This window comes from Micromonospora yongxingensis (assembly GCF_052601155.1).
Genome location: NZ_JBQXEO010000002.1, coordinates 425,932 through 452,161 on the forward strand (window position 1 = coordinate 425,932; position 26,230 = coordinate 452,161).

The following is a 26,230-nucleotide window of genomic DNA, read 5'->3' on the forward strand; positions in this document are numbered from 1 at the left end:
CCGCCCGGGTCGGGTCAGCGGAGGTTGGCGAGAACCTTCTCGTAGCGGGGACGGTCGGCGGCCGGCGTCCTCGCCTCCAGGTAGTTGAGCACCACCGCGCCGTGCTGGTAGGACTGGCCGCTCCACGTCTGGGCGATGTCAGCGGCGCTGGTCTCGTCGGGAAACACGTACACCGTGACGGCGTCGGTGGCGATCAGCTCGGAGCAGCCCAGGCCGAGCCCGTCCGGTCCACAGTCGATCGAGCGGTCCTTCGGGTGGGTGGCCTTCAGGCCGGCGGCGACGAACGCGTCGACCACCTGCCTGGCACCGGGCGCACCGGCTGGGCGCCGGGGCAGCACCACCGGCGGCGGGCTGACCTGCCGGCGCTCGGTCGACCCCTGCGGGGCGGGGGGCGGCGGGGCCGGCGGAGCCGACGAGGGCGCGACACCGCCGGCGCTGGGCGCGGCCGGCGAGGGCATCGGCGGGGTCGGCAGACCGCTGGCCGCCGTAGCGGAGAGGGACGATGCCGACGAGGCGTCCGGCCGGTCGGCGTCGTCACCGCCGCAGCCGGCGGTGAGAGCGACGGCGACCAGAAGTACCCCGACGGCCGGCAGGCTCCGATGTGTCACCAGGGCAGTCTGCCCAACGGTGCCCGGAGGCGGGAGTGGCCGGTCGGCCACTGCGCCTGTCCCATATCCGCCAGCAACCTGGCCACCCGGTGAGGCCGGTACGCTCCGGGCCGGCGGAGCAGGGTTCGGCATCTCGCTGCACGACGAGCTGGTCCTGGAGCTGCGCACGGAAGGCTGCGCGTTAGCCTGCGGACATGTCCGTGACGCCCTGGATCTCGCTGACCACCGACTACGGCCTTGTCGACGGATTCGTGGCCGCCTGTCATGGCGTGATCGCCCGGATCGCGCCGGCCGCCCGGGTCATCGACGTGACCCACCAGGTGCCACCGGCGGACGTTCGGCGGGGCGCCGCGGTGCTGGCGCAGACGGTGCCGTACCTGCCGGTGGGGGTGCACGTGGCGGTGGTGGACCCGGGTGTGGGCACCGCCCGGCGGGGTGTCGCGCTGGCCACCCCGGGCGGGCTGCTGGTCGGCCCGGACAACGGGCTGCTGCCGGACGCCGCCGACGCGCTGGGCGGGGTGACCGCCGCGGTCGAGCTGACCGAGCCCCGCTGGCTGGCCACGCGGGTGTCCGCGACCTTCCACGGCCGGGATGTCTTCGCCCCGGTGGCGGCCCGGCTGGCGCTCGGGGCGCCGCTGACCGAGGCGGGCCCGCCGGTCGACCCGGCCGGGTTGGTCCGGCTGCCACCGCCGGTGGTGGCCCGGGACGCCGAGGGATTCACCGCCGAGGTGCTGACCGTGGACGGTTTCGGCAACGTCCAACTGGCCGCTCCGGCCGAGCTGCTCGACCCGCTTCCGGCGGCGGTCCGGGTGTCCCCGCCGGCACCGGCGCCGGCTCGCTCGGCGATGCGGGGACGCATCTTCGGCGACGCCCCGGCCGGCTCCCTGGTGGTGTACGTCGACTCGGCCGCTCTGGTCGCGGTGGCGGTCAACGGTGGGCGGGCGGCGGACCTCCTCGGGGTGGCCGCGGGCGACCTCCTGCGGGTCGCCGGCTGATATTCGACTGTGGAATGCTTCCCCGGTGGGTGAACACGTGGTTCCCGTGGGTTGTCCCTGCTGCGCCTCCCGGACCGGCGGCGGGACGTGCCCAGTCTGCTTCTGGACCGACGACGGTCAGACCGACGCCGACGCCGACGCCGTCCGGGGTGGCCCCAACGGCGACCTGAGCCTGTCGCACGCGCGGCTCAACTACGCCGTCTACGGCGCCAGCCACCCGCGTTACCAGGACATGGTGCGCCCCGCCCGCCCCGACGAACGCCCCTGAAGGCGCCCGTCGGGGGCCGGGGTCAGCAGACCGGCACCGCGCCTCCGTAGACGGCGGAGATGTACGCGTGGCTGACGTACTGCCCGCTGGCCAGGCGGTTCCACCGGGTGGTGGTGCGGTAGGGGCCGGCGACCGACTGGCCGGTGACGTAGCACTGGATCGGCACGTTGGCGAACCGGGCGGCCAGGCCACGGATCGGGGACGACGTGCTGGCGCCGCTGCGGATGTTGAGCGGCCCGTCGCCGACCACACCGCGCGGCCCGCCGCCGGTCCACAGGTAGGCCACGTCCACCCAGGCGTTGGTGGTCAGCTGCAGTCCGTCCCAGAAGGTGCCGTCGGCCAGGTCGATGCCGGCGGGGTTGAGCACGATCCGGCCGAACTGGTCGCGCCCGCCGTTGTAGCCGGACTGGTACGCGGCCTGCGCCTCGGGCCGGCCCTGCGGCAGGTTCTTCCAGTTCTCCCGCACGGCTGACGGGTTCCAGTAGTCGTCCCGGGTGTTCCACGGGCCGACGTCCCAGACGGGGGCGTACTCGCAGCGGGAGCCGGTGGTGGTGCAGACCCGCACGCTGTAGTCGCCGCTGTTGAGCGGCGCGAGGCCGCGGCGCGACGGCAGCGCCACGAAGTGGTCGCGCGGCTGTACGGTGCGGCCGTTGGCGGTCACCTCGCCGACCAGGCCGATCCTGGTGGCGTACACCCGGTAGGTGCGGCCCGGTGTGGCGGCGGAGACGGCGGCGGTCGCGTCCGCGGTGAGCTGGACGCCCCGTACCGTCGCGGTGGCGCCACCGGCGGGTGCGGTCAGCACCACCCGGGTCTGGACGCGGCTGACCGGCCGGTCGAAGACGGCACCGGCGGTGGCTGCGCGCCACTCGGTCCAGCCGTTGACCCGCCAGCCGCGGACCTGCGCCTCGACGGTGGCACCGGCGGGGACCTGGGCGGTGATCTCGGCACGGACCCGGGTGGCCGGTCGGGTGAGGGTGCGCGGGGCGGTCAGCAGCATCCCCTCGGCGACCGCGCTGTGCGGGCTGCGAGCGCTGCGCACGGTGGGTCGGGCCTCGCGCAGCCGCAGCCCGGCGGCGGTGCGCCGGACGTTGACGTCGTCCCGGTCGACGATGGACAGGTCGGCGCTCCAGCGTTCTGCGGCTGGTGCGGCGGTGAGGGTGACAGGGTGGCCGGCGGTGGCCGGCGGAACGGCGGTGGTGGCGGGTACGAGCGCGACGGTGAGCCCGAGGGTGAGAGTGGCGACGAGGGCGAAGGATCGGGTACGACAACGCGGTCGCGTCATGGGCATTCTCCTCAGAACCCCCTGACCCTCGCATGTCGGGAGATCATGAGGAACTGGTGTACAAATAGCGACACATGCGAATCCTGCTCTGAAGAGGGAGAATGGCCGGGTGCCCGAAGGCGACACTGTCTGGAACACCGCGCGCGTGCTGCACCGTGCGCTGGCCGGCACGCGCCTCACCGCCAGCGACTTCCGGGTGCCGCAACTGGCGACCACCGACCTCGCGGGATGGACCGTGCGCGAGTCCGCCAGCCGGGGCAAGCACCTGCTGCTCCGCCTCACCGCCCCCGGTGCGGGTTCGGCACCGCGCGGAGCCGCCGGGGCGGACGGCGTCCACTGGACGTTGCACTCGCACCTGCGGATGGACGGCGCCTGGCGGGCGTACGCACCGGGGGAACGCTGGGGTGGCCGGCCGGCGCACCTGATCCGGGTGGTGCTGCGCAGCCCCGGCGCGGTCGCGGTCGGCTACCACCTGCACGATCTGGCCCTGGTGCCGACCGCCGAGGAGGACGGCCTGGTCGGCCACCTCGGCCCCGATCTGCTCGGCCCGGACTGGGACCCGGCCGAGGCGGTCCGCCGGCTCGGCACCCACCCGGACCAGACCATCGGCGAGGCGCTGCTCGACCAGCGCAACCTGGCCGGGGTGGGCAACCTCTACAAGTGCGAGGTGCTCTTCCTGCGGGGCGTGTCGCCGTGGGCGCCGGTGGGCGCGGTGGCCGACCTGCCCGGCATGGTGAGCCTCGCGCAGCGGTTGCTCGCCGCCAACCGCGGTCGCTGGACGCAGAGCACCACCGGTTCCCTGCACCGCGGGCAGACCAGCTACGTGTACGGCCGCCGCGCCCAGCCCTGCCGCCGCTGCGGCACCGCCATCCGGAAGCAGGAGCTGGGCGAACGGGTCACCTACTGGTGCCCGGTGTGCCAGCCGGAGCGTCCGGACGCCCCGGCACCCACCTGACCACCCTCTCGTCGATCGAGGTCATCCCAGATACGGACGATTGGGTAATTCCTAACCGGCCGTCGGAGTCGCATGCTGCGGTTGAGTGCTCACCGATCGTCAGCAGAGTGCGGGCCCGGTCGGTCGCCACGTCGGGGTGGCGACCCTCGTGCCCCGACCCCGGGGAGAGCCATGGCGATGTTCCGCAGACTCCGCTCCACCTTCTTCGAGCGGACCACCCGCGACAGCACCAGCCGTGCCAACGGACGGGCGGCGTCCGTGCCGGCCGCGCGGGCCGCCGAGGAGGTCGCCCCGACGGCCAGCCTGGACCCGGCCGTCCTGCCCCGCGGCTTCGGCCCGGTGCCGAACTTCGCGTACAGCCCCCGCCCGGCCCGAGACCCGGACGGAAGCGTGGTGCCCGGCACCGGGCTGCGGAAGTTCGTCGACGCGCTGCCGATCCCCGGCCAGCCGGGCCGCACTGACCTCGGCGGGTACCTGCCCGTGGCGGTGCCGGACACGATCAGCTACCCGGGCTGCGACTACTACGAGATCGTTCTGCAGGAGTACGCCCAGCGACTGCACCGGGACCTGCCGGCGACCCGGCTGCGCGGCTACCGCCAGCTCAACCTGGGCACCGACGCGTCGGGCCACAACACGGTGGCGCCTCCGGAGCGGCCCTGGCACCTCGGTCCGATGATCCTCGCCCGCCGCGGCAGACCGGTCCGGGTGAAGTTCATCAACCAGCTCCCCACGGGTCGGGCCGGCGAGCTGTTCCTGCCGGTCGACGACACCGTCCCGGGGGCCGGCACCGGCCCGCTGGACGGTCCCGCTCCGTACCCGCAGAACCGGGCGGTGCTGCACCTGGTCGGGGCGCAGACCGGATGGACCAGCGCCGGCAACCCGGGGCAGTGGATCACCCCGGCCGGGGAGATCACCCCGTACCCGACCGGGCCGGGCCTGACCCACGTGCCGGACATGCCGCCACCCGGGGCCGGCGCCACCACGCTCTACTACCCCAACGACCAGAGCGGGCGGCTGCTGTGGTTCCACGACAACACCCTCGGGCTGGCCCGGCTCACGGTCTACGGCGGGCAGCTCGCGCTCTACCTGCTCACCGACCCGGCGGAGGACCAACTCGTCGCGGACGGGGTGCTGCCGGCCGACCAACTGCCGCTGGTGATCGAGGACAAGACGTTCGTGCCGGACGACACCCAGCTCGCCGCCGAGGACCCGACCTGGGACCGGGAACGCTGGGGGGCACGGGGCAGCCTCTGGCACCCGCACGTCTACCAGCCCCGGCAGAACCCGTACCGGTCCGGCGGGCGTAGTCCCACCGGCCGGTGGGACTACGGCCCCTGGTCGCGCCACCCCGCGCCGGACGGCACCCGTACCGACGGCTGGCCCGCGGTGGACGGCTGGCCGACGGCGGACGGCGTCACCGGCGGACCGCCGTCGAGCGGACCCGGCCCGGTGCCGAACCCGCACCACGACCCGGTCGGCGCGCCGGACGAACCGCCGCTCGGCCCGGGGGTGCCGCACCCGTCCGCGGTGCCCGAGGCGTACGGCGACACTCCGCTGGTCAACGGTGCCGCCTACCCGTACCTGGAGGTGCGGCCGCGCGCGTACCGGTTCCGGATCCTCAACGCCTGCCTGGACCGCAGCCTCAACCTCCAGCTCTACCGCGCCTGCTCCGACGCCCCGATGTGGACCGACGACGGCGCTCTGGCCGACGCCGACGCCGGGGAGGTGCCGATGGTGCCTGCCGTCCGGGCGGCGGACCGGCCCGCGGGCTGGCCGACCGACGGGCGGGACGGCGGCGTGCCCGACCCACGCGCCGCCGGACCGGACCTCATCCAGATCGGCAACGAGGCCGGGTTGCTGCCCGCCCCGGTGGTGCTGCCGAACCAGCCGATCGGCTACCGCTACGACCGCCTCGACCCCACCGTGCTGAACGTCGACGGGCACACCCTGCTGCTGGCCCCGGGTGAACGGGCCGACGTGCTGGTGGACTTCTCCGCCGTGCCGCCGGGCAGCACGCTGATCCTGTACAACGACGCCCCGGCCCCGCTGCCCGGCTTCGACCCGCGCTACGACCAGCACACCGACGCTCCGGACCGGACCGCCGAGGGCGGCCCGCCCCCCACCGAGCCGGGGTACGGCCCGAACACCCGCACCCTGCTCCAGTTCCGGGTGACCGGGACGCCCGCACCGCCGTACGACCTGGTCCGGCTGCGCGACCGGCTGCCCCTGGCGTACGCGGCCAGCCAGCGCCCGCCGATCGTGCCGCAGCCGGCGTACGACCCGGCGTTCGGCACCCGGACGGCGCGGGAGACGGCCGTGCCGGTGCACGCCGGCACGGTCACCTTCACCCCGGCGGGCGGCGCCGGCCCGGTCACCCTGCCGATCGCGGTCAAGGCGGCGCAGCAGGTCTTCGAACCCGACCACGGCCGGCTGGCAGGCCGGCTCGGCGTCGGGCATCCGCACGCCGGGCCGCTCGGGCCGGCGACTCTGCCGCTCGGGCCGACCGACCCGGTCACCGAGGTTCTCTTCGCCGCCGACCCGGCCGTGCCGGTCGGTGCGCCGGCCGACGGGACCCAACTGTGGCGGATCATCGGCAACGTCCGGCAGACCGAGCCGCTGCGCTTCGGCGGCTGCGACGTTCAGCTGGTCAACCGGGTCGGCTGGGACGGCACGCTGCGGCCACCGCACGGCGCGGAGCTGGGCTGGAAGGAGATCGTCCGGGTCAACCCCCGGGAGGACGTGGTGGTGGCGCTGCGCCCGGTCGCGCCGACGCTGCCGTTCAAGCTGGGCGACAGCGTCCGGCTGCTCGACCCGGGTCGCCCTGCCGGGGCACGAACCGGGTCGACGCCGATCAGCCCGGCCGACGGACGACCCGCGGTGGTGGTGAACCAGCTGGTCAACCTGGGCTGGGAGTACCGCCTGCACAGCCAGCTCGCCGGTCACCGCGACCTGGGGATGAACCGGCCGTTGGTGCTGCGGGTGGCGCCGAAGGCACCGACCGGGCTGACCGCCACGTCCGCGCCCGGCTCGGCCACCGCGCTGCCCGCGATCGCGCTGGCCTGGACCGGCAACGGCGGCCGACCGCCGGCGACCAGTCACCTGTTGCAGCGGGCCACCGACGCGACCTTCGGCGGTGAGATCACCACCATCACCGTCGCGGCTGCCGCCACCCGGTACACCGATGCGACCGTCACCCCCGGGGTCACCTACCACTACCGGATCCGGGCGGAGAACGCCGTGAGCTACTCCTCCTGGTCCAACAGTGTGCCCGCCTCCGTGCACCTGGCCGCCCCGGGCGGGCTGATCGCGGCGATTCCGCCGGCCGCGCCGCTACGGGTGGCCCTGCGCTGGACGAACCGTTCCTTCGCCACCGGCATCGACGTGCAGCGGGCCACCAACCCGACGTTCACCAGCGGCCCGGGCACCACCGCCATCGGGGTCGGCGACAACCACCTGGACGTCGCGGTCGCCCCGGACACCACGTACTACTACCGGGTCCGGACCACCTACCTGGGTGCCGCCTCGGCCTGGTCGACGGTCGCCGCGGTGAGCACGCCACCCGCGCCGGCCACCCCGAGCGGGGTGAGCGCCACCGCCACCGCACCGGCACCGGACACCGCGACGGTGATCCTGGGCTGGACGGCGAGCACGCCCGCCGGCCCGGGGTCGGGATTCATCGTGCAGCGGGCGCTGGACCCGGCGTTCGGCAGGGAGGTGGCGACCTTCACGGTGACCGGGCGCGGCTTCACCAACACCGGGCTGGCCCGAGGCGTGACCTACCACTACCGGATCCGGTCGTTCAACGTCGTGGGCAGCTCGCCGTACACCGGCCCCATCCCGGTCACCACCCCGCCGTGACCGGCCGGGGTGCGCGGCGCCGGTGGGTTGCGCTCAGCGGGTGGGTGCGCGCAGCGGGGTGCCGACGGCGCGCAGCTCGGCCAGCGCCGAGGCCACCCCGTGCAGGAGGTCGGTGGCCTCGGTGAGCCGGGCGGCGCCCGGGTCGGCGGTGTCCGGTCGGGCGTCCTCGGCCAGGTAACCGGCCGCGGCGACCACGAGCCGTTCGTAGGCCGCGACCCCGCTCTCCAGTTGGGCATTCAGCGTGCCGTGCGCCTCGGCCAGTGGCGCCCGGGCGTCGGTCGGGGCCAGCCGCAGTGCCCGTTCGACGCTGGCCACCCGGGCGGCCAGGTCGCGCAGCGACCGGTCGGCGGCAGCCGCCTCCAGCACCGCCGGTTCGGCCAGCCCGGTGAGCCGGGGTGCCATCCCGGCCAGGGTGAGCGCGGCCCGGTCCAGGCGGGCCCACTGCTGCCCGGCGCTGGTGCCGCGCAGCGCGATCCGGCTGCGGACCCGGCGCACCTCCGCCAGCACTCCCGGGCCGACCGGCAGGCGCTCGACGGCGGCGACCAGGCGTGCCCGCGACCGGGCCGCCGCCTCGGCCGGGTCCAGCGCCGGGGGCGCCGGGCGGGCGGCCAGCGCGCGCAGGTCGATCCAACGCCAGGCGGCCAGCGCCACCGCGCTGCCCGCGGCGCCGGCCCAGGCCGCGTCCGGCAGACCGAGGCCGGCGTACGGGGTCAGCACCGCCGCCGCCCCGCCGAGCCCACCGGCCAGCACGCTCCACCGCCGGGCGGACCGGCGCAGCCGACCCAGCTGGCGGAAGTATCGCGTCCGCTCGTCTGCCATCCTGACCTCCTCGGACCGGTCGTTCAGCTGGCGGCGGTCGGGTCGCCGGTGCCCCGTTCGCGGGCCATGCTGGCCCGGAGTTCGTCCAGGCGGGCGGCGGCGGCCGGGTCGCTGGCCGGGCTGGCCGAGCCGGTGGAGCCCGCCGTACCCGCCTGCGGCACGGCCGGTCGCTGCGCCGCACCGCCGAGCTGCTCCCCGGCCATGCTCGACCGGATCTGCTCCAGGCGGGCGGACCCGGCCGAGTCGATGGTCGCCTTCTGGATCTCCATCATCCGGCCCTCGACCGAGTTGCCGGCCAGCTCCGCACGGCCCATGGCGTTGGCGTACCGCCGCTCGATGCGGTCGCGCACCTCGTCCAGGGAGGGGGTGGTGCCCGGCGCGGTCAGCGACGACATCGACTCCAGCGAGCGGGCCACCGTCTCCTGCATCTTGGCCTGCTCCAGCTGGCTGAGCAGCTTGGTGCGCTCGGCGAGCTTCTGCTGGAGGATCATCGAGTTGTTCTCGACCGCACGGCGGGCCTGCGCGGCGGCGCCCAGCGCCTGGTCGTGCAGGGTCTTCAGGTCCTCGGTGGCCTGCTCGGCGGAGACCAACTGGGTCGCCAGGGTCTGCGCGGACTGCTCGAACCGCGTGGCCTCGGCCTCGTCACCCTTCGCCCGGGCCTGGTCGGCCAGGACGAGGGCCTGCCGGGCGTTGCCCTGCAGCCGCTCGACCTCGGTCATCTGCCGGGACAGCTTCATCTCCAGCTGACGCTGGTTGCCGATCACCGCGGCAGCCTGCTGGACCAACGCCTGGTGCTGGCGCTGGGCATCCTCGATGGCCTGCTGGATCTGCACCTTCGGGTCGGCGTGCTCGTCGATCTTGGCACCGAAGAGCGCCATCAGGTAGTTCCAGCCCTTGACGAACGGGTTCGCCATCTCCGCGGTATCCCCTCAGTAGCGTCGCTCCGCCGCGGTCGGGTCGAACGGACCGACCGCGACCCGGCCGGTTTCCATCGTCCCAGCCGAACGCCAACGCGGCATCCGTACCGGGCGGTCGACAGCACCGGCAGCTCCTGCGGGCAACCCTACGCGGCTCGGGCCACCTCGCCCATGCTCCGCACGAAGGCCGGCCTCAGGCCGCGCAGACCACGTCCCGGTCGCGCTCGGTGGGGCGGACCCGCGTGCTGCGCAGCGTGGCCTTGAGTGGCGACTCCTGACGGACCGAGACCGCGACCTTGCCGTCGGAGGTGACCTGGCGTACGCCCCGGTTGGTGCTCCTGCGCACCGCGGTCGCCGCGCCGACAGGGGCCTTCTCGGCCTGCTCGTCCTGCATGGGGACGAGCACCTCGGGCATCTGCTCGGCCAGCGCGACGGTGTCGCTCACCTCGCGCAGCAGCTCGGACAGACGGGCGCCGAGCGCGTCGCAGATCGCGGCGAGCAGCTCGCTGGACGGCTCCTTGTGCCCCCGCTCGATCTCGGAGAGGTAGCCGAGGCTGACGTTGGCGGCGGTGGACACCTCGCGCAGCGTGCGCTGCTGCCCCTGCCGGCGCGCCCGCAGTGCGTCACCGATCACCCGGCGTAGCAGGACCATCGCACCTCCCCCTGAGGGATACCTCTCACCCGGTGGCCGGGGAACCGGTCGCGGCGGACCGCGTCGGCCCCGGGCGCCGGAGTCTTCCCGCAACCGTACCCGGTGCGGGCCGCGCCGACATCCCGCCCCGCCCGTCGGTTCGCCCGCATCGGCTCACCGCCGCCCGGCGGCGGTCGTCCCCGCCCCGTCCCGGGCGGCTTCGTCGGTGGCGCCGGCCTCGGCATCGGCGGCGGCATCGGCGTCGTGGATCCGCTCGGCGAGCAGCCGCAGCGCCTCGACCACCGCGGCGGAGCGGATGTTGTCCCGCCCACCGTCCAGGTCGAGCTGGCGGACCTCACCGCCGTTCGGCCCGGCGACCGCGACGTAGACCAGGCCGACCGGCTTCCCGTCCTGCGGTTCGGGGCCTGCGACCCCGGTGGTGGCCAGCCCCCAGTCCGCGTTGCAGCGCCGCCGGCCCCCTTCGGCGAGCGCCGCCGCGACGTCCGGATCGACCGGTCCCCGCTCGTCCAGCAGCTCGGCCGGCACTCCGGCCAGTTCGGCCTTCAACTCGGTGGCGTAGACCACCAGCCCACCCTGGTAGACCCCGCTGACCCCGGCGATCTCGACGATCGACGCGGCCAGCAGTCCACCGGTGAGCGACTCGACCGTGGCCAGGGTCTCGTGCCTCTGCGCCAGGCTGTGCACCACACCGGCGGCCGGGCTGCCCACCGGCCGCTCGCTACCCGATTCCCGCTGCATGAACCCGTCCTTCCCCGCACATCCGCACCCAACCCTCCCGGCCGGTCACGTCGATCATGCGGTTGTCGACCCGCTTCCTGAGCACGGGAGCGCGGCCAGTGGTTTTCCGGTCAGCGGGGGCGCCGCAGTCGCAGGGCCTGGGCGATGTAGTCGAAGCCGGTGGCGACCGTCACCACGACGGCAGCGCCCATGATCCAGGGGCCGACGGCGGCGAGGGCGTCCGGCATCGGCCAGAGATACCAGGCGATGGCCAGGATCTGGAGCGCGGTCTTGATCTTTCCGCCCCGGCTGGCCGCGATCACCCCGTGCCGGATCACCCAGAACCGGAGCCCGGTGATGCCCAGCTCACGGACGAGGATCAGCGCGGTCACCCACCAGGGCAGCCGGTCGTACCAGGAGAGCAGCACCAGGGCTGCGCCGGTGAGCGCCTTGTCGGCGATCGGGTCGGCCACCTTGCCGACCGAGGTGACCAGCCCGAACCGGCGGGCGATCCAGCCGTCCACCAGATCGGTCGCGGAGGCCACCGCGAAGATCAGGCAGGCCGCCATCCGCCAACCGGCGTGGCTCATCCCCGACACGATCACCGAGGCGCCGAAGACCGGCACCAGCACCAGCCGCAGCGCGGTCAGCGCGTTGGCCGCGTTGAGCACGGGCACCCCGGGGACCACCCGGGCGGGCGTCGTCGACTCCGTCGCCCCCGTCACCGCCTCACCCCGCCGTGGCGTTCCCGGCACCGCACCACCTGGCTCCCCCGCTCCGCTCGGGCCCGTCGTCACCGTGCCGCGCCGGGCGCCGCCGAGATCATCTCATCCGGCACGGCGAGCAGGTCCACCCCTTCGGTGCCGGTCACCGTGGCGCGCACCAGGTCACCCGGACGCAGCGCGGACAGGTCGACTCCGCCCTCGACCGGGGCGACGAGCGTCGTGGAACCGTCCACCTCCGGCGCCTGGTGGGCCGCCCGACCCTCCACCACACCGTCGGCGATCGAGTCGACCAGCACCTCGACCGTCGAGCCGAGCCGGTCCTCGGCCCGCTGCGAGCAGAGCTCGTCGGCGAGCGCGCTGAGCCGGTCGTACCGCCGCTTGATGGTGGCGGCCGAGACCTTGCCGGGCAGCCCGGCGGCCTCGGTGCCGTCCTCGTCGCTGTAGTCGAACATGCCGATCGCGTCGAGCCGGGCCTCGGTCAGGAACCGCACCAGCTCGTCGATGTCCGCGCGGGTCTCGCCGGGGAACCCGACGATGAAGTTGCTCCGGGCCCCCGCGTCCGGGGCCAGCGCGCGGGCGCTGGCCAGCAGCTCCAGGAACCGGTCGGTCGAGCCGAAACGTCGCATCCGGCGCAGCACGGGCTCGCTGGAGTGCTGGAACGACAAATCGAAGTAGGGCGCCACCCCGGGCGTGCCGGCGATCGCCTCGACCAGCCCGGGCCGGGTCTCGGCCGGCTGGAGGTAGCTCACCCGGACCCGGACGATGCCGGTCACCGCGGCGAGCTGCGGAAGCAGCTTCTCCAGCGCCCGGGGGTCACCCAGGTCCTTGCCGTACGAGGTCGAGTTCTCGCTGACCAGCACCAGCTCCCGGACGCCGCTCTTGGCCAGCCACTCGGCCTCGGCGAGCAGCTCGTCGGGCGTACGCGAGACGAACGCCCCACGGAAGGCGGGGATCGCGCAGAACGCGCAGCGGCGGTCACAGCCGCTGGCCAGCTTCAGCGAGGCGACGGGGCCGGTGTCCAGTCGGCGGCGCAGCACCTGACGCAGGTGCGCGGGGGTGTGCTCGTCGGTGTCGACGGCCGTACGGGTCGGGGTGCCGTGCCCGGGCAGCGACACCGTGGCCTCGCGGCGCTGCACCGGGGTGAGCGGCAGCAGCTCCCGCCGGTCGCGGGGGGTGTGCGCGGTGATCTGCTCACCGGCGACGACCGCGTTCAGGCGGGCGGCGATGTCCGGGTAGTCGTCGAAGCTGAGCACGGCCTGCGCCTCGGGCAGGCTGTCGGCCAGCTCCCGGCCGTACCGCTCGGCCATGCAGCCGGCGGCGACCACCTTGGCGCCGGTGCCGGCGGCGGCGAGCAGGGTCTGGATGGAGTCCTGCTTGGCCTTCTCCACGAAGCCGCAGGTGTTCACGACCACCACGTCGGCGCCCTCGCCGTCGGTGGTCACCTGCCAGCCGTCGGCGTGCAGCCGGGCGGCCAACTCCTCGGAGTCGACCTCGTTGCGGGCACAGCCCAGGGTGAGCAGGGCGACGCGACGGCCCTCGGCAGCGGTCGACAGCTCCAGGTCGCCGGGCGTCAGACGCGCCGGGCTGGAGTTGTCGGTAGGGGAGGTGGCAGACACCATCCGAGGGTACCGGGCCGGTCGGGGAAGCCCACGTACGCGGGCCGGCCGGACAGTCGTGGGTCACTCCCGCGACCCGCGCACGGGTCCGGTCGCCGGCACCGCTCCGTCGCTCGCCGGTGGTCGGCGAAACGGTCAGCGGGTTGCGGCGGCCACCCGGGTCAGCCGGTCGAGCAGGAAGACCTCGGTGCCGCCCAGGCCCGTGGAGCAGAAGACGGAGACCTGGTCCGCGGTGGTCCGGCCGGGGACCGCGCCGGCGAGGATGCCGCCCAGGTCGCGCAGCCGCCCGGCGTACGGGGGTGTGGCGGCGAGCATCGGCGGTTGGTAGTCGGCCGCCTGGGCCGGTGAGTCGGTGACCAGCAGGTCGGCGGCGTCGAGCAGGTCGCTGCCGAACTCGCTGCGGTCGCGCTGCTTGAAGCCGACCGCGTTGACGTGGGTGCCGGGGCTCAGGTCGGCGGCACGGAGCACCGGGGTCGGGCTGCTGGTGGCGAGCACCACCACGTCCCGTCCGGTGACCGCCGCGCCGGCGTCGGCCACCGCGCGGGCCGGCACGCCCAGCTCGGCGCGGACCCGGGTGGCGAAGGCGTCCCGGCGGGCGGCGGAGCGGCTGTGCACCACCACCTCGCGCAGCGGGCGGACCGCGGCGGCGGCCCAGACCTGCGTCCAGGCCTGCCGGCCGGAGCCGATCACGCCGAGGGTGACGGCGTCCGGTCGGGCCAGCGCGTCGACCGCGACGCCACCCAGCCCGCCGGTACGCCGGGAGCCCAGCTCCTCCCCGACCGCGACCGCCCGGATCGCCCCGGTCCGGGCGTCGTGCAACACCACCAACTGCTCGCCCTGGGGGTGACCGAAGGTGTCGTACGAGCGGAACCCGTACCACTCGTCGACCAGGTGACCGGCGGTCAGCACCATCCGCCCACCGCCCAGCGGGGCGGCTGCCCGTGGCGGGGCGACCAGCCGCCCGTCGTACGCGGCCAGCAGGGCGGCACGCATGGCGTCGACCGTGGTGGCGGCGTCCAGCGCGGCGGCGACCTCGGGGTCGGCGTACAGCAGGGTCATGACGGTCATACTGCAAGTTGAAGTGAGGTGCAGGTCAACGTGAGGTGGCGGGGGTCACCGAGCCGTCGGCAGCCGCCTCCCGCCGACCGCACCGCAGCCGGCCAGGGCCGGTGCTAGCGTCGATGCCGGTGGCCCGGTCGCCCGTGGCCGCCCCGGACGAGTGGTGGGCGTACCCGGTCAGGCCAAGACGCCCCGCGTGATGTGCAGAGTCCACTCGTCCCGGCGCGACGGCCCCGGGCGCTCCCCGTGAGGTGAATGATGGCCTGGCTGGTACTGGTGATCTCGGGACTGCTGGAGACGGCCTGGGCGATCGCCCTGGACCGCAGCGCCGGCCTCAGCCGGCTGGCCCCTTCGCTGGTCTTCGTGGTGACCCTGTTGTTGAGCATGGGCGGGTTGTCGTACGCGCTGCGGGAGATCCCGGTCGGCACCGGGTACGCGGTCTGGGTCGGGATCGGCGCGGTCGGCACCGCCCTGGTCGGGATGCTGGCGCTGGGCGAGTCGGCGAGCCTGCCCCGGATCCTGTGCCTGCTGCTGGTGGTGGCCGGCGTGGTCGGCCTGAAGATCTTCCACTGACCTGCTGCGCCGCGCGTGGCCAGCACCCACAGTGGGTAGTGATCGATTCGTCACGACAGGCTCTCAACCGGAGGCAGACATGGCCGACATGCACAGCACCGCCCGCCCGCGCAGCAACGCCGCCCGGATCCTCACCATCGTGGGCTTCGTCTTCGCGGTGCTCGCCCTCTTGCTCAACCCCATCATCTTCGGCGTGCTCGGGGTGATCGCGGGCATCGTCGGCGCCGTGCTCGGCGACAAGCCGCTCGGCTGGTACGCCGCCGCCGCCAGCGTCGTCGCGGCGGTGATCAGCCTGGTGATCATTTCCGCGCTGATCAACAACTGACCACAGCTCCGCACAGGCCCGCCGGTCACCGGCGGGCCTGTCGCGTTCCCACCGGCCGATCGTGCCCGCCGGTCAGTCCCCGTCGCCACGCAGGCCGACCAGGACCTCCTCCAGCTCGTCCGGCTTGACCAGCACGTCGCGGGCCTTGGAACCCTCCGACGGCCCGACCACGCCGCGGGTCTCCATCAGGTCCATCAGCCGGCCAGCCTTGGCGAAGCCCACGCGCAGCTTGCGCTGAAGCATCGAGGTGGAACCGAACTGCGAGGTGACGACCAGCTCCACCGCCTGCACCAGCAGGTCGAGGTCGTCGCCGATGTCCTCGTCGATCTTCTTCTTGCTCTCCTGCGCGGGGGCCAGCACGTCCGGCCGGAACTCCGGCTCCCGCTGGTCCTTGCAGAACTTCACCACGTCGGCGATCTCGCGCTCGGTCACCCAGGCGCCCTGGATCCGCACCGGCTTCGAGGCGCCCATCGGCAGGAAGAGGCCGTCGCCTCGGCCGAGCAGCTTCTCCGCGCCCGGCTGGTCGAGGATGACCCGCGAGTCCGCGAGGGACGAGGTCGCGAACGCGAGCCGGGACGGCACGTTGGCCTTGATCAGACCCGTCACCACGTCGACCGAGGGGCGCTGGGTGGCCAGCACCAGGTGGATGCCGGCGGCACGGGCCAGCTGGGTGATCCGGACGACCGAGTCCTCCACGTCGCGCGGCGCGACCATCATCAGGTCGGCCAGCTCGTCCACGATCACCAGCAGGTACGGGTACGGGCGCATCTCCCGCTCGCTGCCCGGCGGGGCCTTGATCTCGCCGTTGCGCACCTTGCGGTTGAAGTCGTCGATGTGTCGGACCCCGTTGGCGGCGAGGTCGTCGTAGCGCATGTCCATCTCGCGGACGACCCAGTCCAGCGAGTCGGCCGCCTTCTTGGCGTTGGTCACGATCGGGGTGACCAGGTGCGGAATGCCCTCGTAGCCGGTCATCTCGACCCGCTTCGGGTCGATCAGCAGCAGCCGCACCTCGTCCGGGGTGGCCCGGGTGAGGATGGACACCAGCAGCGTGTTGAGGCAGGACGACTTGCCCGCGCCCGTCGCGCCGGCGATCAGGATGTGCGGCATCTTGGCGAGGTTGGCCACCACGTAGCCGCCCTCGATGTCCTTGCCGAGCGCCACCACCATCGGGTGGTGGTCGCTCGTCGCCGCCCGCGAGCGCAGCACGTCGCCGAGCGCCACATTCTCCGGGTCGGCGTTCGGGATCTCCACGCCGACGGCGCTCTTGCCGGGGATCGGACTGAGGATCCGCACGTCCGGTGACTTCACCGCGTACGCGATGTTGCGGGAGAGCTGGGTGATCCGTTCGACCTTGACCCCGTGCCCCAGCTCCACCTCGTACCGGGTGACCGTCGGACCGCGGGTGAAGCCGGTGACCGCGGCGTCCACGTCGAACTGGTCGAACACGCCGGTCAGCGCGGCGATCACCTCGTCGTTGGCCTTGCTGCGGGTCTTCGCGGCGGCGCCGGCGCTGAGCATGTTGGCCGGCGGCAGGGTGTAGTCGCCGGCCAGCCCGGTCAGCGCGAGCTGCTCGGCGCGGGTCGGCGCGGGCGAGTGCTCCGGCGGCTCGGCCGGCTTGCGGCTCGCCGGCACCTTCGCCGGGGACTTGCGCGGCAGCACCATCGTCTCCTGGAGGTCTACGCCGTCCAGGTCGTCGAAGTCGTCCGGGTCCACCGGCGGCGGCATCCGCTTCGCCGGTCGCTTGCGCGCCGGGCGGGCGGCCGCCTCGTCCGCCTCCTCGTCGGTGGCCTCCGGCTGGGCGACCAACCCACCGGCGAGCAGCCCCAGCCGCTCGGGGATCTTGTTGATCGGCGTCGCGGTCACCACGAGCAGGCCGAAGAGCAGCAGCAGGATCAGCAGCGGCACCGCGACCCAGGCGGTGACGGCGCGCTCCAGCAGCCCGCCGACACCGGCGCCGACCAGGCCACCGGCGAAGTCACGTTGCACCGGGTCGACCGGGTCCTGCCCGATCTGGAGCAGCGCGGCGGTGGACACCAGCAGCGAACCCCAGCCGATCAGCCCGCGCCCCCGGTGCGCGGGGTCGGCCGGCTGGCGCATCAGCCGCCAGGCGCCGATCATCAGCAGCACCGGCACCACCACCGAGATCGCGCCCAGGAACAGCCGCACCGAGTCCGCCAGCCTCGCGCCCACCGGGCCCGCACCGGAGAACCAGAGCGCGACCGCGCTGAGCAGGGCGAGCCCGAACAGCAGCAACCCACCGCCGTCACGGCGGTGCTCCGGGTCGAGGTCACGGGCGGAGGCGGCCTGCCGGCCGGCGGCCCGCACCGCCCAGCCCATTCCGTGCGCCAGCCCCATCCACAGTGCACCGACCGCGCGGCCGACGTAGACAGCCGGCCCCGGCCGGGCGGGTGTGGTGCGGCGCCGAACCGGCGCCCGGGTCTTCTTCGCCGGTTGGCGGGCACGGCTGTTGGTGCCACCGCGCGGCGACGCGCCGCGCCGCCGGCTCGCCTGAGAGGTACGGCCCGCCATAGAGTCACGGTAACGGTGGGGACCCGCAGATCCCCGCTTTTCCGGGTCGTGTCCGCGCGTCGCAGCACGGGCACCGCCGCCGGTCGTGATATCCGCCTCAGAAGGGATGCCCGATGGCGTCGCCGGGATTCGAGGACGGTCCGGACAATCCCCTGGCCGGGCACCCGGGTGCGTTGCGCCCGCTGACCGGCGAGCTGGTCGCCGCGGTGCTCGCCGCCCGAGGCCGGTCGGTCGGCTGGTCGGCCGACGGCGACCTGGTGGGCCGCTTCGACGACAACCTGATCTGGTTCCTGCGCCTCGGCGGGGACGGCGAGCTGCTCCAGGTCCGCACCATGGTCGCGCCCACCTTCGGCATCGAGCAGGTGCCCGCCCTGTACGCCTTCTGCAACTCCTGGAACCACGACCGGCTGTGGCCGAAGGCGTTCGTGCACGTCGACGACGACGGTCGAGCCCGGGTCTACGGCGAGGTGATCACCGACCTGGAACGTGGGGTGACCCCGCACCAGCTCGACCAACTGCTCGACTGTGGGATCTCGTCCGGCTGCCAGCTCGCCGTGGCGGTCGGCCGGTTGCCGGGCGCGGTGCCGGCGTGACCGGCCGCGAGGAGTCCACGGGCAGCCGGACCGACCGGGCGACCGGCCCCGCCGCTCCCCGTGACCCGGGCGCCGACCGTCGCGTACCGGCACTGGTGACCGCGCTCGCCGACGCCCGCGACCTGCCCGACGGGCCGGGGCGGCTGGTGGCCCTGGAACGGCTCGCCGAGCGTGCCGACGCCGCCGGGGACGTCCGCTCCGGGTTGGACGCCCGGTTCGCGCTGATCGAGGCGTACCTGCTGCACGGGCAGCGGTGGCGGCTGCTGGAGCCGCTGCGGCGCTGCCGGGCGGCCACCGACCACCGCCCCGAGCTGCTCACCGACGCCGTCGCCGGCCTGCTGCTGCGCTACCAGCGGTACGCGGTGGAGGCGCTGCTCGGCACCCCCCGGGTCGGGCTGGACCAGACGCGATCCCTGCTGGACGACCTGGCGCACCGGATCGGCGTGGACGGGCCGGACGCGCCCACCGTCGCGGAACTGCGCAGCCGGATCGCCGACCACCTCGGCGACGAGCCCGCCGCCCGCCACTGGTACGAACACTGGGCCGGGACGCGCCCCGGGCCGTCGGGCGGCTGCCCGGGGTGCGCCCCGGCCCGAAGGGCGGAGCTGCTGGCCGGCTGGGGCGACTGGCGGGCCGCGCTCACCGAGCTGGGCGAATCCGTCGACGACCTGCGGTCCTGCACCGACCAACCCGAACGGGCGTTGGTCGCCGGGCTGCTGCCCTGGTTGCGGGCCGGCGAGCCGGAGCGGGCCGCGGCGGCGCACGTGCGGGCGTACCGGCGGCACCGGCGCGAGCGCGTCGCGTTCCCCCACCTCGCCGCGCACCTGCGGTTCTGCGCGCTGGGCGGGCACCTGGAACGTGGGCTCAGCATCCTGGCCGAGCAGCTGCCCCGGTTGGACCGGCCCACCGACGATCTCGCCGCCATGGAGTTCGCCGCCGCCGGTGCCCTGGTCTGCGGTCTGGCCGTGGAGGCCGGGCTGGGCGGCCGGCTGGTGCCACGCCCGGCGTACGGCGGGCGGCCGGCCACCGACCTGGACGTGGCCGCGCTCGGCGCGCTGCTGGTCGGGGTGGCCAGCGAGCTGGCCGGGAGCTTCGACGCCCGCAACGGCACCGGCCACCACTCGGGTCGGATGGCCGCCTGGCTGGCCGAGCGCCCCCTCGCGGCACCGGTGCCGCTGCCCGCCGACGACGACGCCGGCGACGACGATCCAACCGACGGGGAACTCCTCGGCGAGCCCGGCGCCGGAGCGGCTGGCGACACCCGGGCCGATGACGCACCGCCCGGTGACGCGCTGGGCGAACAGGAGCTGGTGACCCTCACCCAGGACCTGATCACCTCCGTGCTGGACCAGCGCGGCGACCAGTACCTGGTCGACGAGGGCGGGGCGGTGGTCGGCCGGTGGGGTGCGGCAGTGATCCAGTTCCGCCGGGCCGGGGAGCGCGGCGAGGTGCTGCACACCCGGGCGATGGCCGTCCGCCGCCTGCCGGCGACCCGCCGCTCCGAGGCGTACGCCTTCTGCAACGCGTGGAACCATGACCGGCTGCTGCCCAAGGCGTACGCGCACGACCTCGGCGAGGAGCTGGTGCTGGCCGGGGACGTGGCCACCGACCTGACGCACGGGGTCGCCCCGGCGCAGTTGCTGGTGCTGGTGGAGGCCGCGATAGCCACCGGCGTCGCGTACGCCGAGGCGGTCGCCGCGCTGCCCTGACCCGCGAGCCGGCCGAGCCGCCGGCCGGTCCGTGAACGGCGCCGCCCGCCCGCACAGGGTGTGCGGGCGGGCGGCGGAACGTGCGGTGTCAGACCTCGACGACGGTGGGCACGATCATGGGCCTGCGGCGGTACTTGTCGTTGACCCAGCGGCCGACCGTGCGCCGGACGATCTGCTGGAGCTGGTGCGGGTCGGTGATGCCGTCCGCGGCAGCCCGGTTGAGCGCCTCGGTGACCAGCGGGACCACCGGGTTGAACGCCTCCGGGTCCTCGGAGAAGCCCTTCGCGGACAGCGTCGGGCCGCCGACCACCTTGCCGGTGACGGAGTCGACGACCACGGTGGTGGCGATGAAGCCGCCGTCACCGAGGATCCGCCGCTCGGTGAGCAGCGACTCGCTCACGTCGCCGACCGCGAGGCCGTCGACGTAGACGTACCGGCTCTTCACGTGCCCCACCAGGCTGGCCCGACCCTCGACCAGGTCGACCACGTCGCCGTCCTCGCAGAGCACCACCCGGTCGGCGGACACCCCGGATTCGACGCCGAGGCGGGCGTGCGCGCGCAGGTGGCGCCACTCGCCGTGCACCGGCATGAGGTTGCTGGGCCGGACCACGTTGAGCAGGTAGAGCAGCTCACCGGCCGGGGCGTGCCCGGAGACGTGCACCTTCGCCACGTCCTTGTGCACGACCACCGCGCCGGCCCGGGCCAGCCGGTTGATCACCCGGTAGACCGAGGTCTCGTTGCCCGGCACCAGCGAGGAGGCCAGCACGACGGTGTCGCCGGGGGCGATGGTGATGTGCCGGTGGTCCCCGCTGGCCATCCGGCCCAGGGCGCTCATCGGTTCACCCTGCGAGCCGGTGGACATCAGCACGATCTGCTCGGGCGGCAGCGTGGTCGCCTCCTCGATCCCGATGACCAGGCCGGCCGGGATGTTGAGCAGGCCGAGGTCCCGGGCGATGCCCATGTTGCGGACCATGGACCGGCCGATCAGCGCGACCTTGCGGCCGTGCTCGGCGGCGGAGTCGAAGACCTGCTGCACCCGGTGCACGTGCGAGGCGAACGAGGCCACGATGATCCGGCCCTTGGCCTTCGCGAAGATCGAGTCGAGCACCGGCCCGATCTCCCGCTCGGGGGTGACGAAGCCGGGGATCTCCGCGTTGGTGGAGTCGGACAGCAGCAGGTCGACGCCCTCGGCGCCGAGCCGGGCGAAGCCGGCCAGGTCGGTGATCCGGCCGTCCAGCGGCAGCTGGTCCATCTTGAAGTCGCCGGTGTGCAGCACCAGGCCGGCCGGGGTGCGGATGGCCACGGCGAGGGCGTCCGGGATCGAGTGGTTGACCGCGAAGAACTCGCACTCGAACGGGCCGAGCCGCTCCCGGCCGCCCTCCCGCACGGTCAGCGTGTACGGCTGGATCCGCCGCTCGGCCAGCTTCGCCTCGACCAGGGCGAGGGTGAACTGTGAGCCGACCAGCGGGATGTCGGGCTTGTGGGCGAGCAGGTAGGGCACCGCCCCGATGTGGTCCTCGTGGCCGTGCGTCAGCACGATCGCCTGGACGTCGGCAAGCCGGTCCAGGATCGGGCCGAAGTCGGGCAGGATCAGATCCACGCCCGGCTGCTCGACGTCGGGGAAGAGCACCCCGCAGTCGACGATCAGCAACTTGCCGTCGTATTCGAAGACGGTCATGTTGCGACCGATGGCGCCGAGCCCGCCGAGCGGGATGATCCGCAGGCCACCTTCCGGTAGCGGCGGGGGCAGTTCCGCCTCGATGTGCGCCTCGGTCACGCGTCCACCTCATTCTGCGACGCCGTCACTCGGCGCCCATCGTGTCGTTCGATCATTCGGGCAGCTCCAGGCCCGCTGCCGCGAAGTCCGCGCGCAGCTGGGCGATCTCGTCGTCGGTGGCTTCCACCAGTGGGGGTCGCACCGGGCCCGCGGGCAGGCCCAGCGCCGCGAGGCCCGCCTTCACCAGGATGGTGCCCTGGGTGCGGAAGATGCCGGTGAACAGCGGCAGCAGCCGCCGGTGCAGCGCCAGCGCGGCCGGCATGTGCCCCGCGTCGTACGCATCGATCATCTGTGCGGTCAACAGCCCGGTGAAGTGCGTCGAGGTGCCGACCACACCCACGCTGCCGATGGCCAGCGCTGGCAGGGTGAGGGCGTCCTCGCCGCTGTAGAACGCGAGGCCCGTCCGGCTGGTCACCCAGCTGGTGGCGGTCAGGTCGCCCTTGGCGTCCTTGACCGCGACGATCCGGCCGTGCTCGGCGAGCCGGACCAACGTCTCGGTGTCGATCGGCACGCCGGAGCGGTGCGGGATGTCGTAGAGCATCACCGGCAGGCCGGTGGCGTCGGCCACCGCGGTGAAGTGTCGCAGCAGACCGCTCTGCGGCGGCTTGTTGTAGTACGGGGTGACGACCAGCAGGCCGTGCGCGCCCGCCTTCTCGGCGGCGGCGGCCAGCTCGATGGTGTGCCGGGTGTCGTTGGTGCCGACCCCGGCGACCACCTTGGCGCGGTCACCGACGGCTTCCACCACGGCCCGGATCAGGCGTTCCTTCTCCGCGTCGGTGGTGGTCGGCGACTCGCCGGTGGTGCCGTTGACCACCAACGCGTCGTTGCCCTGTTCGTCGACCAGGTGGTTGGCCAGCGCGACGGCGCCGTCGAGGTCGAGCGAGCCGTCGGGGGTGAACGGGCTCACCATGGCGGTGAGCAGGCGCCCGAAGGGGCGGGACACCGTCCGGGCGGCCGCGTCAGGGTCGTCGTGCGTCATACCCTCCAACCTAGCGGACGACCAGCCGGGGCCTGCCGGGGAAGGGCTCAGGACGCCTCGTGCGGGCTGGCCGCCACCTCGGTGCCGTCCGGCAGCGTGGAGATCACGAAGTCGGCGAAGACGTTCGGGGCCACCGCCATCAGCTGCCGCAGGCACTCCACGGCCAGCTCACGGATCTCCACGTCGGCGTGCTCGGTGGCCCGCATGGAGATGAAGTGCCGCCACGCCCGGTAGTTGCCGGTGACCACGATCCGGGTCTCGGTGGCGTTGGGCAGCACCGCGCGGGCCGCCTGCCGGGCCTGCTTGCGACGCAGCGTCGGGTTGGGCTCGTCGGAGAACCGCTGCTCCAGCCCCTCCAGCAACTCGTTGTACGCCCGCACGCTCGCCTCGGCGGCCTCGACGAAGCGCTTGTGCAGCTCCGGGTCATCGGCGATGACCGCCGGCTCGACCATGGCCGCGTCCCGCTCGGGGACGTACCGCTGGGAGAGCTGGGAGTACGAGAAGTGCCGGTGCCGGATCAGCTCATGGGTGAACGAGCGGGACACCCCGGTGAAGTAGAAGCTGACCGAGCCGTGCTCCAGCACCGAGAGGTGCCCGACCTCGAGGATGTGCGCCAGGTAGCCGGCGTTGGTGGCGGTGGCCGGGTTCGGCTTCTTCCACGACTGGTAGCAGGCCCGGCCGGCGAACTCGGCGAGCGCCTGGCCCCCCTCGGCGTCGGTCGACCACGGCACGTCGTCCGGGGCCGCGAACTGGGTCCACGCGATCAACTTGACCTGGGGCTGCACCATCTCCGGCATTCCTGGGACTGTAGTGGCGCGACGCCTCCCGACCCAAGTCAGGCGCGCCCCGTGCAATGTCGATCACTCAGGCAGCGTCGTCGGTGCCGGGCGGACAGTGCCAGCGGCGTCCTTTGGAGCTGAATCGTCTGCGACATCAGTCACCGGCGAACGACCGGCCCGGCGAACAACCGGACCCGCGGCCAGCGGACCAGGCGGCCAGCGGACCAGGCGGCCAGCAGACTAGCGGCCCAGCGGACCAGGCGGCCAGCAGACCAGCGGCCCAGCGGACCAGGCGGCCAGCAGACCAGGCGGCCAGCAGACCAGCGGACCAGGCGGCCAGCGGACCAGGCGGCCAGCAGACCAGCCGGCCAGCGACCAGCGACCAGCGACCAGCGACCAGCGACCAGCGGACGAGACAGCATGAGCGGCCGAGCGGGAGGTGGTCGACTCGCCGCGATGTCCGGCGGAGGGAGACGAGTGATGTCGTAAACGACTCAGCTCCAAAGGGCCCGAACAGCACATGCCGACCGAGCGCCAGACTCGCGGGCGCGGCGCGTCGGGGGACGGGTCAGACGTAGAGCGAGGTGAACGGCGCCCAGGGCAGGTTGCGCAGCACCGAGAAGGCCAGCCACGCGGCCAGGAACCCGCCGATGACCTTCGAGCTGATCCGCAGCTCGGGCAGGCGCCAACCGAACGCCTGGTTTCCCGCCCACGCCACGAAGAGGTACGCGAGGAACGGCAGCGCGAAGACGAACAGGAAGTGGTGCCGGGCAGCGGCCGGCAGGTCGCCGTGCAGCACGTACCAGAGTGCGCGGGTGCCGCCGCAGCCCGGGCAGTCCAGCCCCGTGGTCAGCTTGAGCAGGCAGGTGGGCGCGGCGTCCGGGTCGGCGTGGGTCGGGTTGCTGAGCAGCGCGTAGCTCATCCCGATGGCGACGCAGCCGACGGCGGCCAGCGGCACCGCCCAGCGCGGCGAGCGCTCGTAGAGCCGCAGCACGAACCGGGTGAGCCGGTCCGGCTCGGGCGCTGGATAGCCGCCCGGCGGGGTCGTCGGCCAGCCCTCCAGGCCAGCGCCGCCGGGAGCCGTGCCGCCGCCGGAAGCCGTGTCGTCGGGAGCCGCTGCGCCCGGAGCACCGTCAGTCGGCATCGTGTGCACCGCCCCGGGGGCGGGCTGCGGCTGGTCGACCGGTCCGGGAGCGCTCGTCACGCCGCTCACGGTACACCGGACACGCCGGCCAACGCGGCGGTGAGCGGACCGGCCAGGTCGCCGGCCGCGGGCGGTGCCACCGCGTCCAACCCCAGCCAGCCGGCGAGCCGGTACAGCTCGGCGGCGAGTGCCAGGGCGGTCTCCCCGGGCTCGGCCCCGGGCTCGACCCAGGCGGCCGGCACCAGCAGCACCCCGGCCTTGCGATCGGCCTTCAGGTCGACCCGGGCGGTGAACCGATCGCCCTGGAGGAAGGGCAGCACGTAGTAGCCGTACACCCGCTGGGGCGCCGGGACGTAGATCTCGATCCGGTAGCTGAAGTCGAAGAGCCGTTCGGTGCGGTTGCGCTCCCAGATCAGCGGGTCGAACGGACTGACCAACGTGTTGCCGCGGACCCACCGGGGCAGTCGGGCGGACGCGTGCAGCCACGCCGGCTGCCGCCAGCCCGGCACGGTGACCGGCAGCAGCTCACCGGCCTCGGCCAGCTCGGCGACGGCCTGGCGGGCACCGGCCAGCGGCAGCCGGAAGTAGTCACGCAGCTCCGGCTCGGCGGCCACCCCGAGGGACCGCGCCGCAAGGACCACCAGGGCGCGGTACGCCTCGGCGTCGGTCGGGGTGGGCGCGGCCAGCACGGCCGGCGGCAGCACCCGCTCGGGCAGGTCGTAGCGGCGCGCGAAGGAGGTGCTGCGTTCGGCGGCGGTCACCTCGCCCGCCCAGAACAGGTATTCCAGCGCCCGCTTCACCGCCGACCAGTTCCACCCCCAGTTGCCGGTCTCCCGGGGAGCGTCGTGCTCGATTTCGGCGGCGGTCAGCGGACCACGGGCGGCCACCTCGTCGCGCACCCAGGCGACCAGCTCCGGCTGCTCCTGGGCGATCCGCCGCATGCCACCCCAGGACTCGCTGTGCGCCCGGGCCATCCGCCAGCGCAGCAACGGGTGCAGCCCGACCGGGACCAGCGACGCCTCATGGCCCCAGTATTCGAACAGCTCCCGTGGGCGGCGGTAGGCGGCCTGGTCGAGCAGCGATGTCGGGTACGGGCCGAGCCGGCTGTAGAGCGGCAGGTAGTGCGCTCGTTGCAGCACGTTGACCGAGTCCATCTGGATCAGAGCGACCCGGTCGAGCACCCGGCGCAGATGCCGGCGGGTCGGCACACCGACCGGTGCCGGGTCGGCGAAGCCCTGGGCGGCGAGCGCCACCCGCCGGGCCTGGGCGAGCGAGAGTGATTCCGGTGCGGCCATCGTCGGGACCCTAATTCATTGGTACGACGCCGGTGCGGGAAGCTGGACGTGACGGC

At 74.0% G+C, this 26,230-nt stretch carries 24 protein-coding genes and 1 riboswitch; of the genes, 8 read left to right on the forward strand and 16 right to left on the reverse strand.

All coding sequences use genetic code 11. The features are described 5' to 3' along the window. Positions 1-14: 14 nt before the first annotated feature. Positions 15-608 carry a hypothetical protein gene (locus tag ACTWLT_RS05155; protein WP_445317335.1) on the reverse strand — a complete coding sequence of 198 codons (594 nt, stop codon included), beginning with the start codon at positions 606-608 and terminating at the stop codon, positions 15-17. A gap of 194 nt (positions 609-802) precedes the next feature. On the opposite strand from ACTWLT_RS05155, the gene ACTWLT_RS05160 reads away from it, so the two are divergent. After that, positions 803-1,603, forward strand: coding sequence for an SAM hydrolase/SAM-dependent halogenase family protein (locus ACTWLT_RS05160; RefSeq protein WP_445317336.1), 801 nt, complete (start codon positions 803-805; stop codon positions 1,601-1,603). 25 nt (positions 1,604-1,628) lie between these two features. After that, entirely contained in the window at positions 1,629-1,871 is a 243-nt protein-coding gene (locus tag ACTWLT_RS05165) for a CPCC family cysteine-rich protein (protein WP_225854764.1), read from the forward strand. A gap of 22 nt (positions 1,872-1,893) precedes the next feature. On the opposite strand, the gene ACTWLT_RS05170 is transcribed toward ACTWLT_RS05165, so the two are convergent. Next, the gene (locus tag ACTWLT_RS05170; RefSeq protein WP_445317337.1) at positions 1,894-3,153 is read right to left on the reverse strand and encodes a DUF8814 domain-containing protein; all 1,260 of its coding nucleotides are present in this window, start codon (positions 3,151-3,153) and stop codon (positions 1,894-1,896) included. A gap of 109 nt (positions 3,154-3,262) precedes the next feature. Here ACTWLT_RS05170 and ACTWLT_RS05175 point away from each other — a divergent pair, with 109 nt between their 5' ends. Together ACTWLT_RS05175 and ACTWLT_RS05180 are read left to right on the forward strand one after the other, a co-directional pair. Then, entirely contained in the window at positions 3,263-4,108 is an 846-nt protein-coding gene (locus ACTWLT_RS05175) for a DNA-formamidopyrimidine glycosylase family protein (RefSeq protein WP_445317338.1), read from the forward strand. 171 nt (positions 4,109-4,279) lie between these two features. Beyond that, complete coding sequence (locus ACTWLT_RS05180) at positions 4,280-7,966, forward strand: hypothetical protein (protein WP_445317339.1); 3,687 nt, start codon at positions 4,280-4,282, stop codon at positions 7,964-7,966. Between the two features lie 33 nt (positions 7,967-7,999). Here ACTWLT_RS05180 and pspM read toward each other — a convergent pair whose 3' ends face one another. From pspM to ACTWLT_RS05215, 7 genes are all read right to left on the reverse strand, one after another. Further along, a complete protein-coding gene (gene pspM / locus ACTWLT_RS05185) occupies positions 8,000-8,785 on the reverse strand; it encodes a phage shock envelope stress response protein PspM (RefSeq protein WP_445317340.1) in 786 nt (261 codons plus the stop codon). 23 nt (positions 8,786-8,808) lie between these two features. Next, on the reverse strand, positions 8,809-9,699 hold the full coding sequence (locus tag ACTWLT_RS05190; RefSeq protein WP_252416616.1) for a PspA/IM30 family protein: 891 nt from the start codon (positions 9,697-9,699) through the stop codon (positions 8,809-8,811). A 196-nt stretch (positions 9,700-9,895) separates the two neighbouring features. Beyond that, positions 9,896-10,354 carry a helix-turn-helix domain-containing protein gene (locus tag ACTWLT_RS05195; RefSeq protein ID WP_445317341.1) on the reverse strand — a complete coding sequence of 153 codons (459 nt, stop codon included), beginning with the start codon at positions 10,352-10,354 and terminating at the stop codon, positions 9,896-9,898. Positions 10,355-10,507: 153 nt separating this feature from the next. Next, the gene (locus ACTWLT_RS05200; protein ID WP_445317342.1) at positions 10,508-11,092 is read right to left on the reverse strand and encodes a CinA family protein; all 585 of its coding nucleotides are present in this window, start codon (positions 11,090-11,092) and stop codon (positions 10,508-10,510) included. A 110-nt stretch (positions 11,093-11,202) separates the two neighbouring features. Continuing rightward, positions 11,203-11,796 (reverse strand): CDP-diacylglycerol--glycerol-3-phosphate 3-phosphatidyltransferase, encoded by a 594-nt coding sequence (gene pgsA / locus ACTWLT_RS05205; RefSeq protein WP_252416619.1) that lies wholly within the window; start codon positions 11,794-11,796, stop codon positions 11,203-11,205. A 68-nt stretch (positions 11,797-11,864) separates the two neighbouring features. Continuing rightward, complete coding sequence (gene rimO, locus ACTWLT_RS05210) at positions 11,865-13,415, reverse strand: 30S ribosomal protein S12 methylthiotransferase RimO (RefSeq protein WP_445317343.1); 1,551 nt, start codon at positions 13,413-13,415, stop codon at positions 11,865-11,867. 132 nt (positions 13,416-13,547) lie between these two features. After that, positions 13,548-14,471, reverse strand: a complete 924-nt coding sequence (locus ACTWLT_RS05215) for an ornithine cyclodeaminase family protein (protein WP_445317405.1) — start codon at positions 14,469-14,471, stop codon at positions 13,548-13,550. Positions 14,472-14,600: 129 nt separating this feature from the next. Next, positions 14,601-14,668: riboswitch (guanidine-III (ykkC-III) riboswitch) on the forward strand. A gap of 61 nt (positions 14,669-14,729) precedes the next feature. On the opposite strand from ACTWLT_RS05215, the gene ACTWLT_RS05220 reads away from it, so the two are divergent. Continuing rightward, entirely contained in the window at positions 14,730-15,044 is a 315-nt protein-coding gene (locus tag ACTWLT_RS05220) for a DMT family transporter (RefSeq protein ID WP_445317344.1), read from the forward strand. 79 nt (positions 15,045-15,123) lie between these two features. Next, positions 15,124-15,369 carry a hypothetical protein gene (locus ACTWLT_RS05225; RefSeq protein WP_445317345.1) on the forward strand — a complete coding sequence of 82 codons (246 nt, stop codon included), beginning with the start codon at positions 15,124-15,126 and terminating at the stop codon, positions 15,367-15,369. A gap of 72 nt (positions 15,370-15,441) precedes the next feature. Here the strand turns inward: ACTWLT_RS05225 and ACTWLT_RS05230 are convergent, their stop codons facing one another. Then, positions 15,442-17,898: an FtsK/SpoIIIE family DNA translocase gene (locus tag ACTWLT_RS05230; RefSeq protein WP_445317346.1), complete on the reverse strand. Its 2,457-nt coding sequence runs from the start codon at positions 17,896-17,898 to the stop codon at positions 15,442-15,444. Positions 17,899-18,011: 113 nt separating this feature from the next. Here ACTWLT_RS05230 and ACTWLT_RS05235 point away from each other — a divergent pair, with 113 nt between their 5' ends. Together ACTWLT_RS05235 and ACTWLT_RS05240 are read left to right on the forward strand one after the other, a co-directional pair. Continuing rightward, entirely contained in the window at positions 18,012-18,491 is a 480-nt protein-coding gene (locus tag ACTWLT_RS05235; protein WP_252416625.1) for a type III secretion system chaperone family protein, read from the forward strand. Further along, a complete protein-coding gene (locus ACTWLT_RS05240) occupies positions 18,488-20,200 on the forward strand; it encodes a YbjN domain-containing protein (protein WP_445317347.1) in 1,713 nt (570 codons plus the stop codon). The genes ACTWLT_RS05235 and ACTWLT_RS05240 overlap by 4 nt, the downstream gene beginning before the upstream one ends. Before the next feature lie 88 nt (positions 20,201-20,288). On the opposite strand, the gene ACTWLT_RS05245 is transcribed toward ACTWLT_RS05240, so the two are convergent. From ACTWLT_RS05245 to ACTWLT_RS05270, 6 genes are all read right to left on the reverse strand, one after another. Further along, a complete protein-coding gene (locus ACTWLT_RS05245) occupies positions 20,289-21,977 on the reverse strand; it encodes a ribonuclease J (protein WP_252416626.1) in 1,689 nt (562 codons plus the stop codon). 52 nt (positions 21,978-22,029) lie between these two features. After that, the gene (dapA, locus tag ACTWLT_RS05250) at positions 22,030-22,956 is read right to left on the reverse strand and encodes a 4-hydroxy-tetrahydrodipicolinate synthase (protein ID WP_445317348.1); all 927 of its coding nucleotides are present in this window, start codon (positions 22,954-22,956) and stop codon (positions 22,030-22,032) included. A 47-nt stretch (positions 22,957-23,003) separates the two neighbouring features. After that, on the reverse strand, positions 23,004-23,744 hold the full coding sequence (thyX, locus tag ACTWLT_RS05255; RefSeq protein ID WP_445317406.1) for an FAD-dependent thymidylate synthase: 741 nt from the start codon (positions 23,742-23,744) through the stop codon (positions 23,004-23,006). A gap of 149 nt (positions 23,745-23,893) precedes the next feature. Further along, positions 23,894-24,157: a hypothetical protein gene (locus tag ACTWLT_RS05260; RefSeq protein ID WP_445317349.1), complete on the reverse strand. Its 264-nt coding sequence runs from the start codon at positions 24,155-24,157 to the stop codon at positions 23,894-23,896. 146 nt (positions 24,158-24,303) lie between these two features. Beyond that, positions 24,304-24,948: a DUF2752 domain-containing protein gene (locus tag ACTWLT_RS05265; RefSeq protein WP_445317350.1), complete on the reverse strand. Its 645-nt coding sequence runs from the start codon at positions 24,946-24,948 to the stop codon at positions 24,304-24,306. Then, positions 24,945-26,174: a winged helix-turn-helix domain-containing protein gene (locus ACTWLT_RS05270; protein ID WP_445317351.1), complete on the reverse strand. Its 1,230-nt coding sequence runs from the start codon at positions 26,172-26,174 to the stop codon at positions 24,945-24,947. The genes ACTWLT_RS05265 and ACTWLT_RS05270 overlap by 4 nt, the downstream gene beginning before the upstream one ends. Between the last annotated feature and the right edge of the window lie 56 nt (positions 26,175-26,230).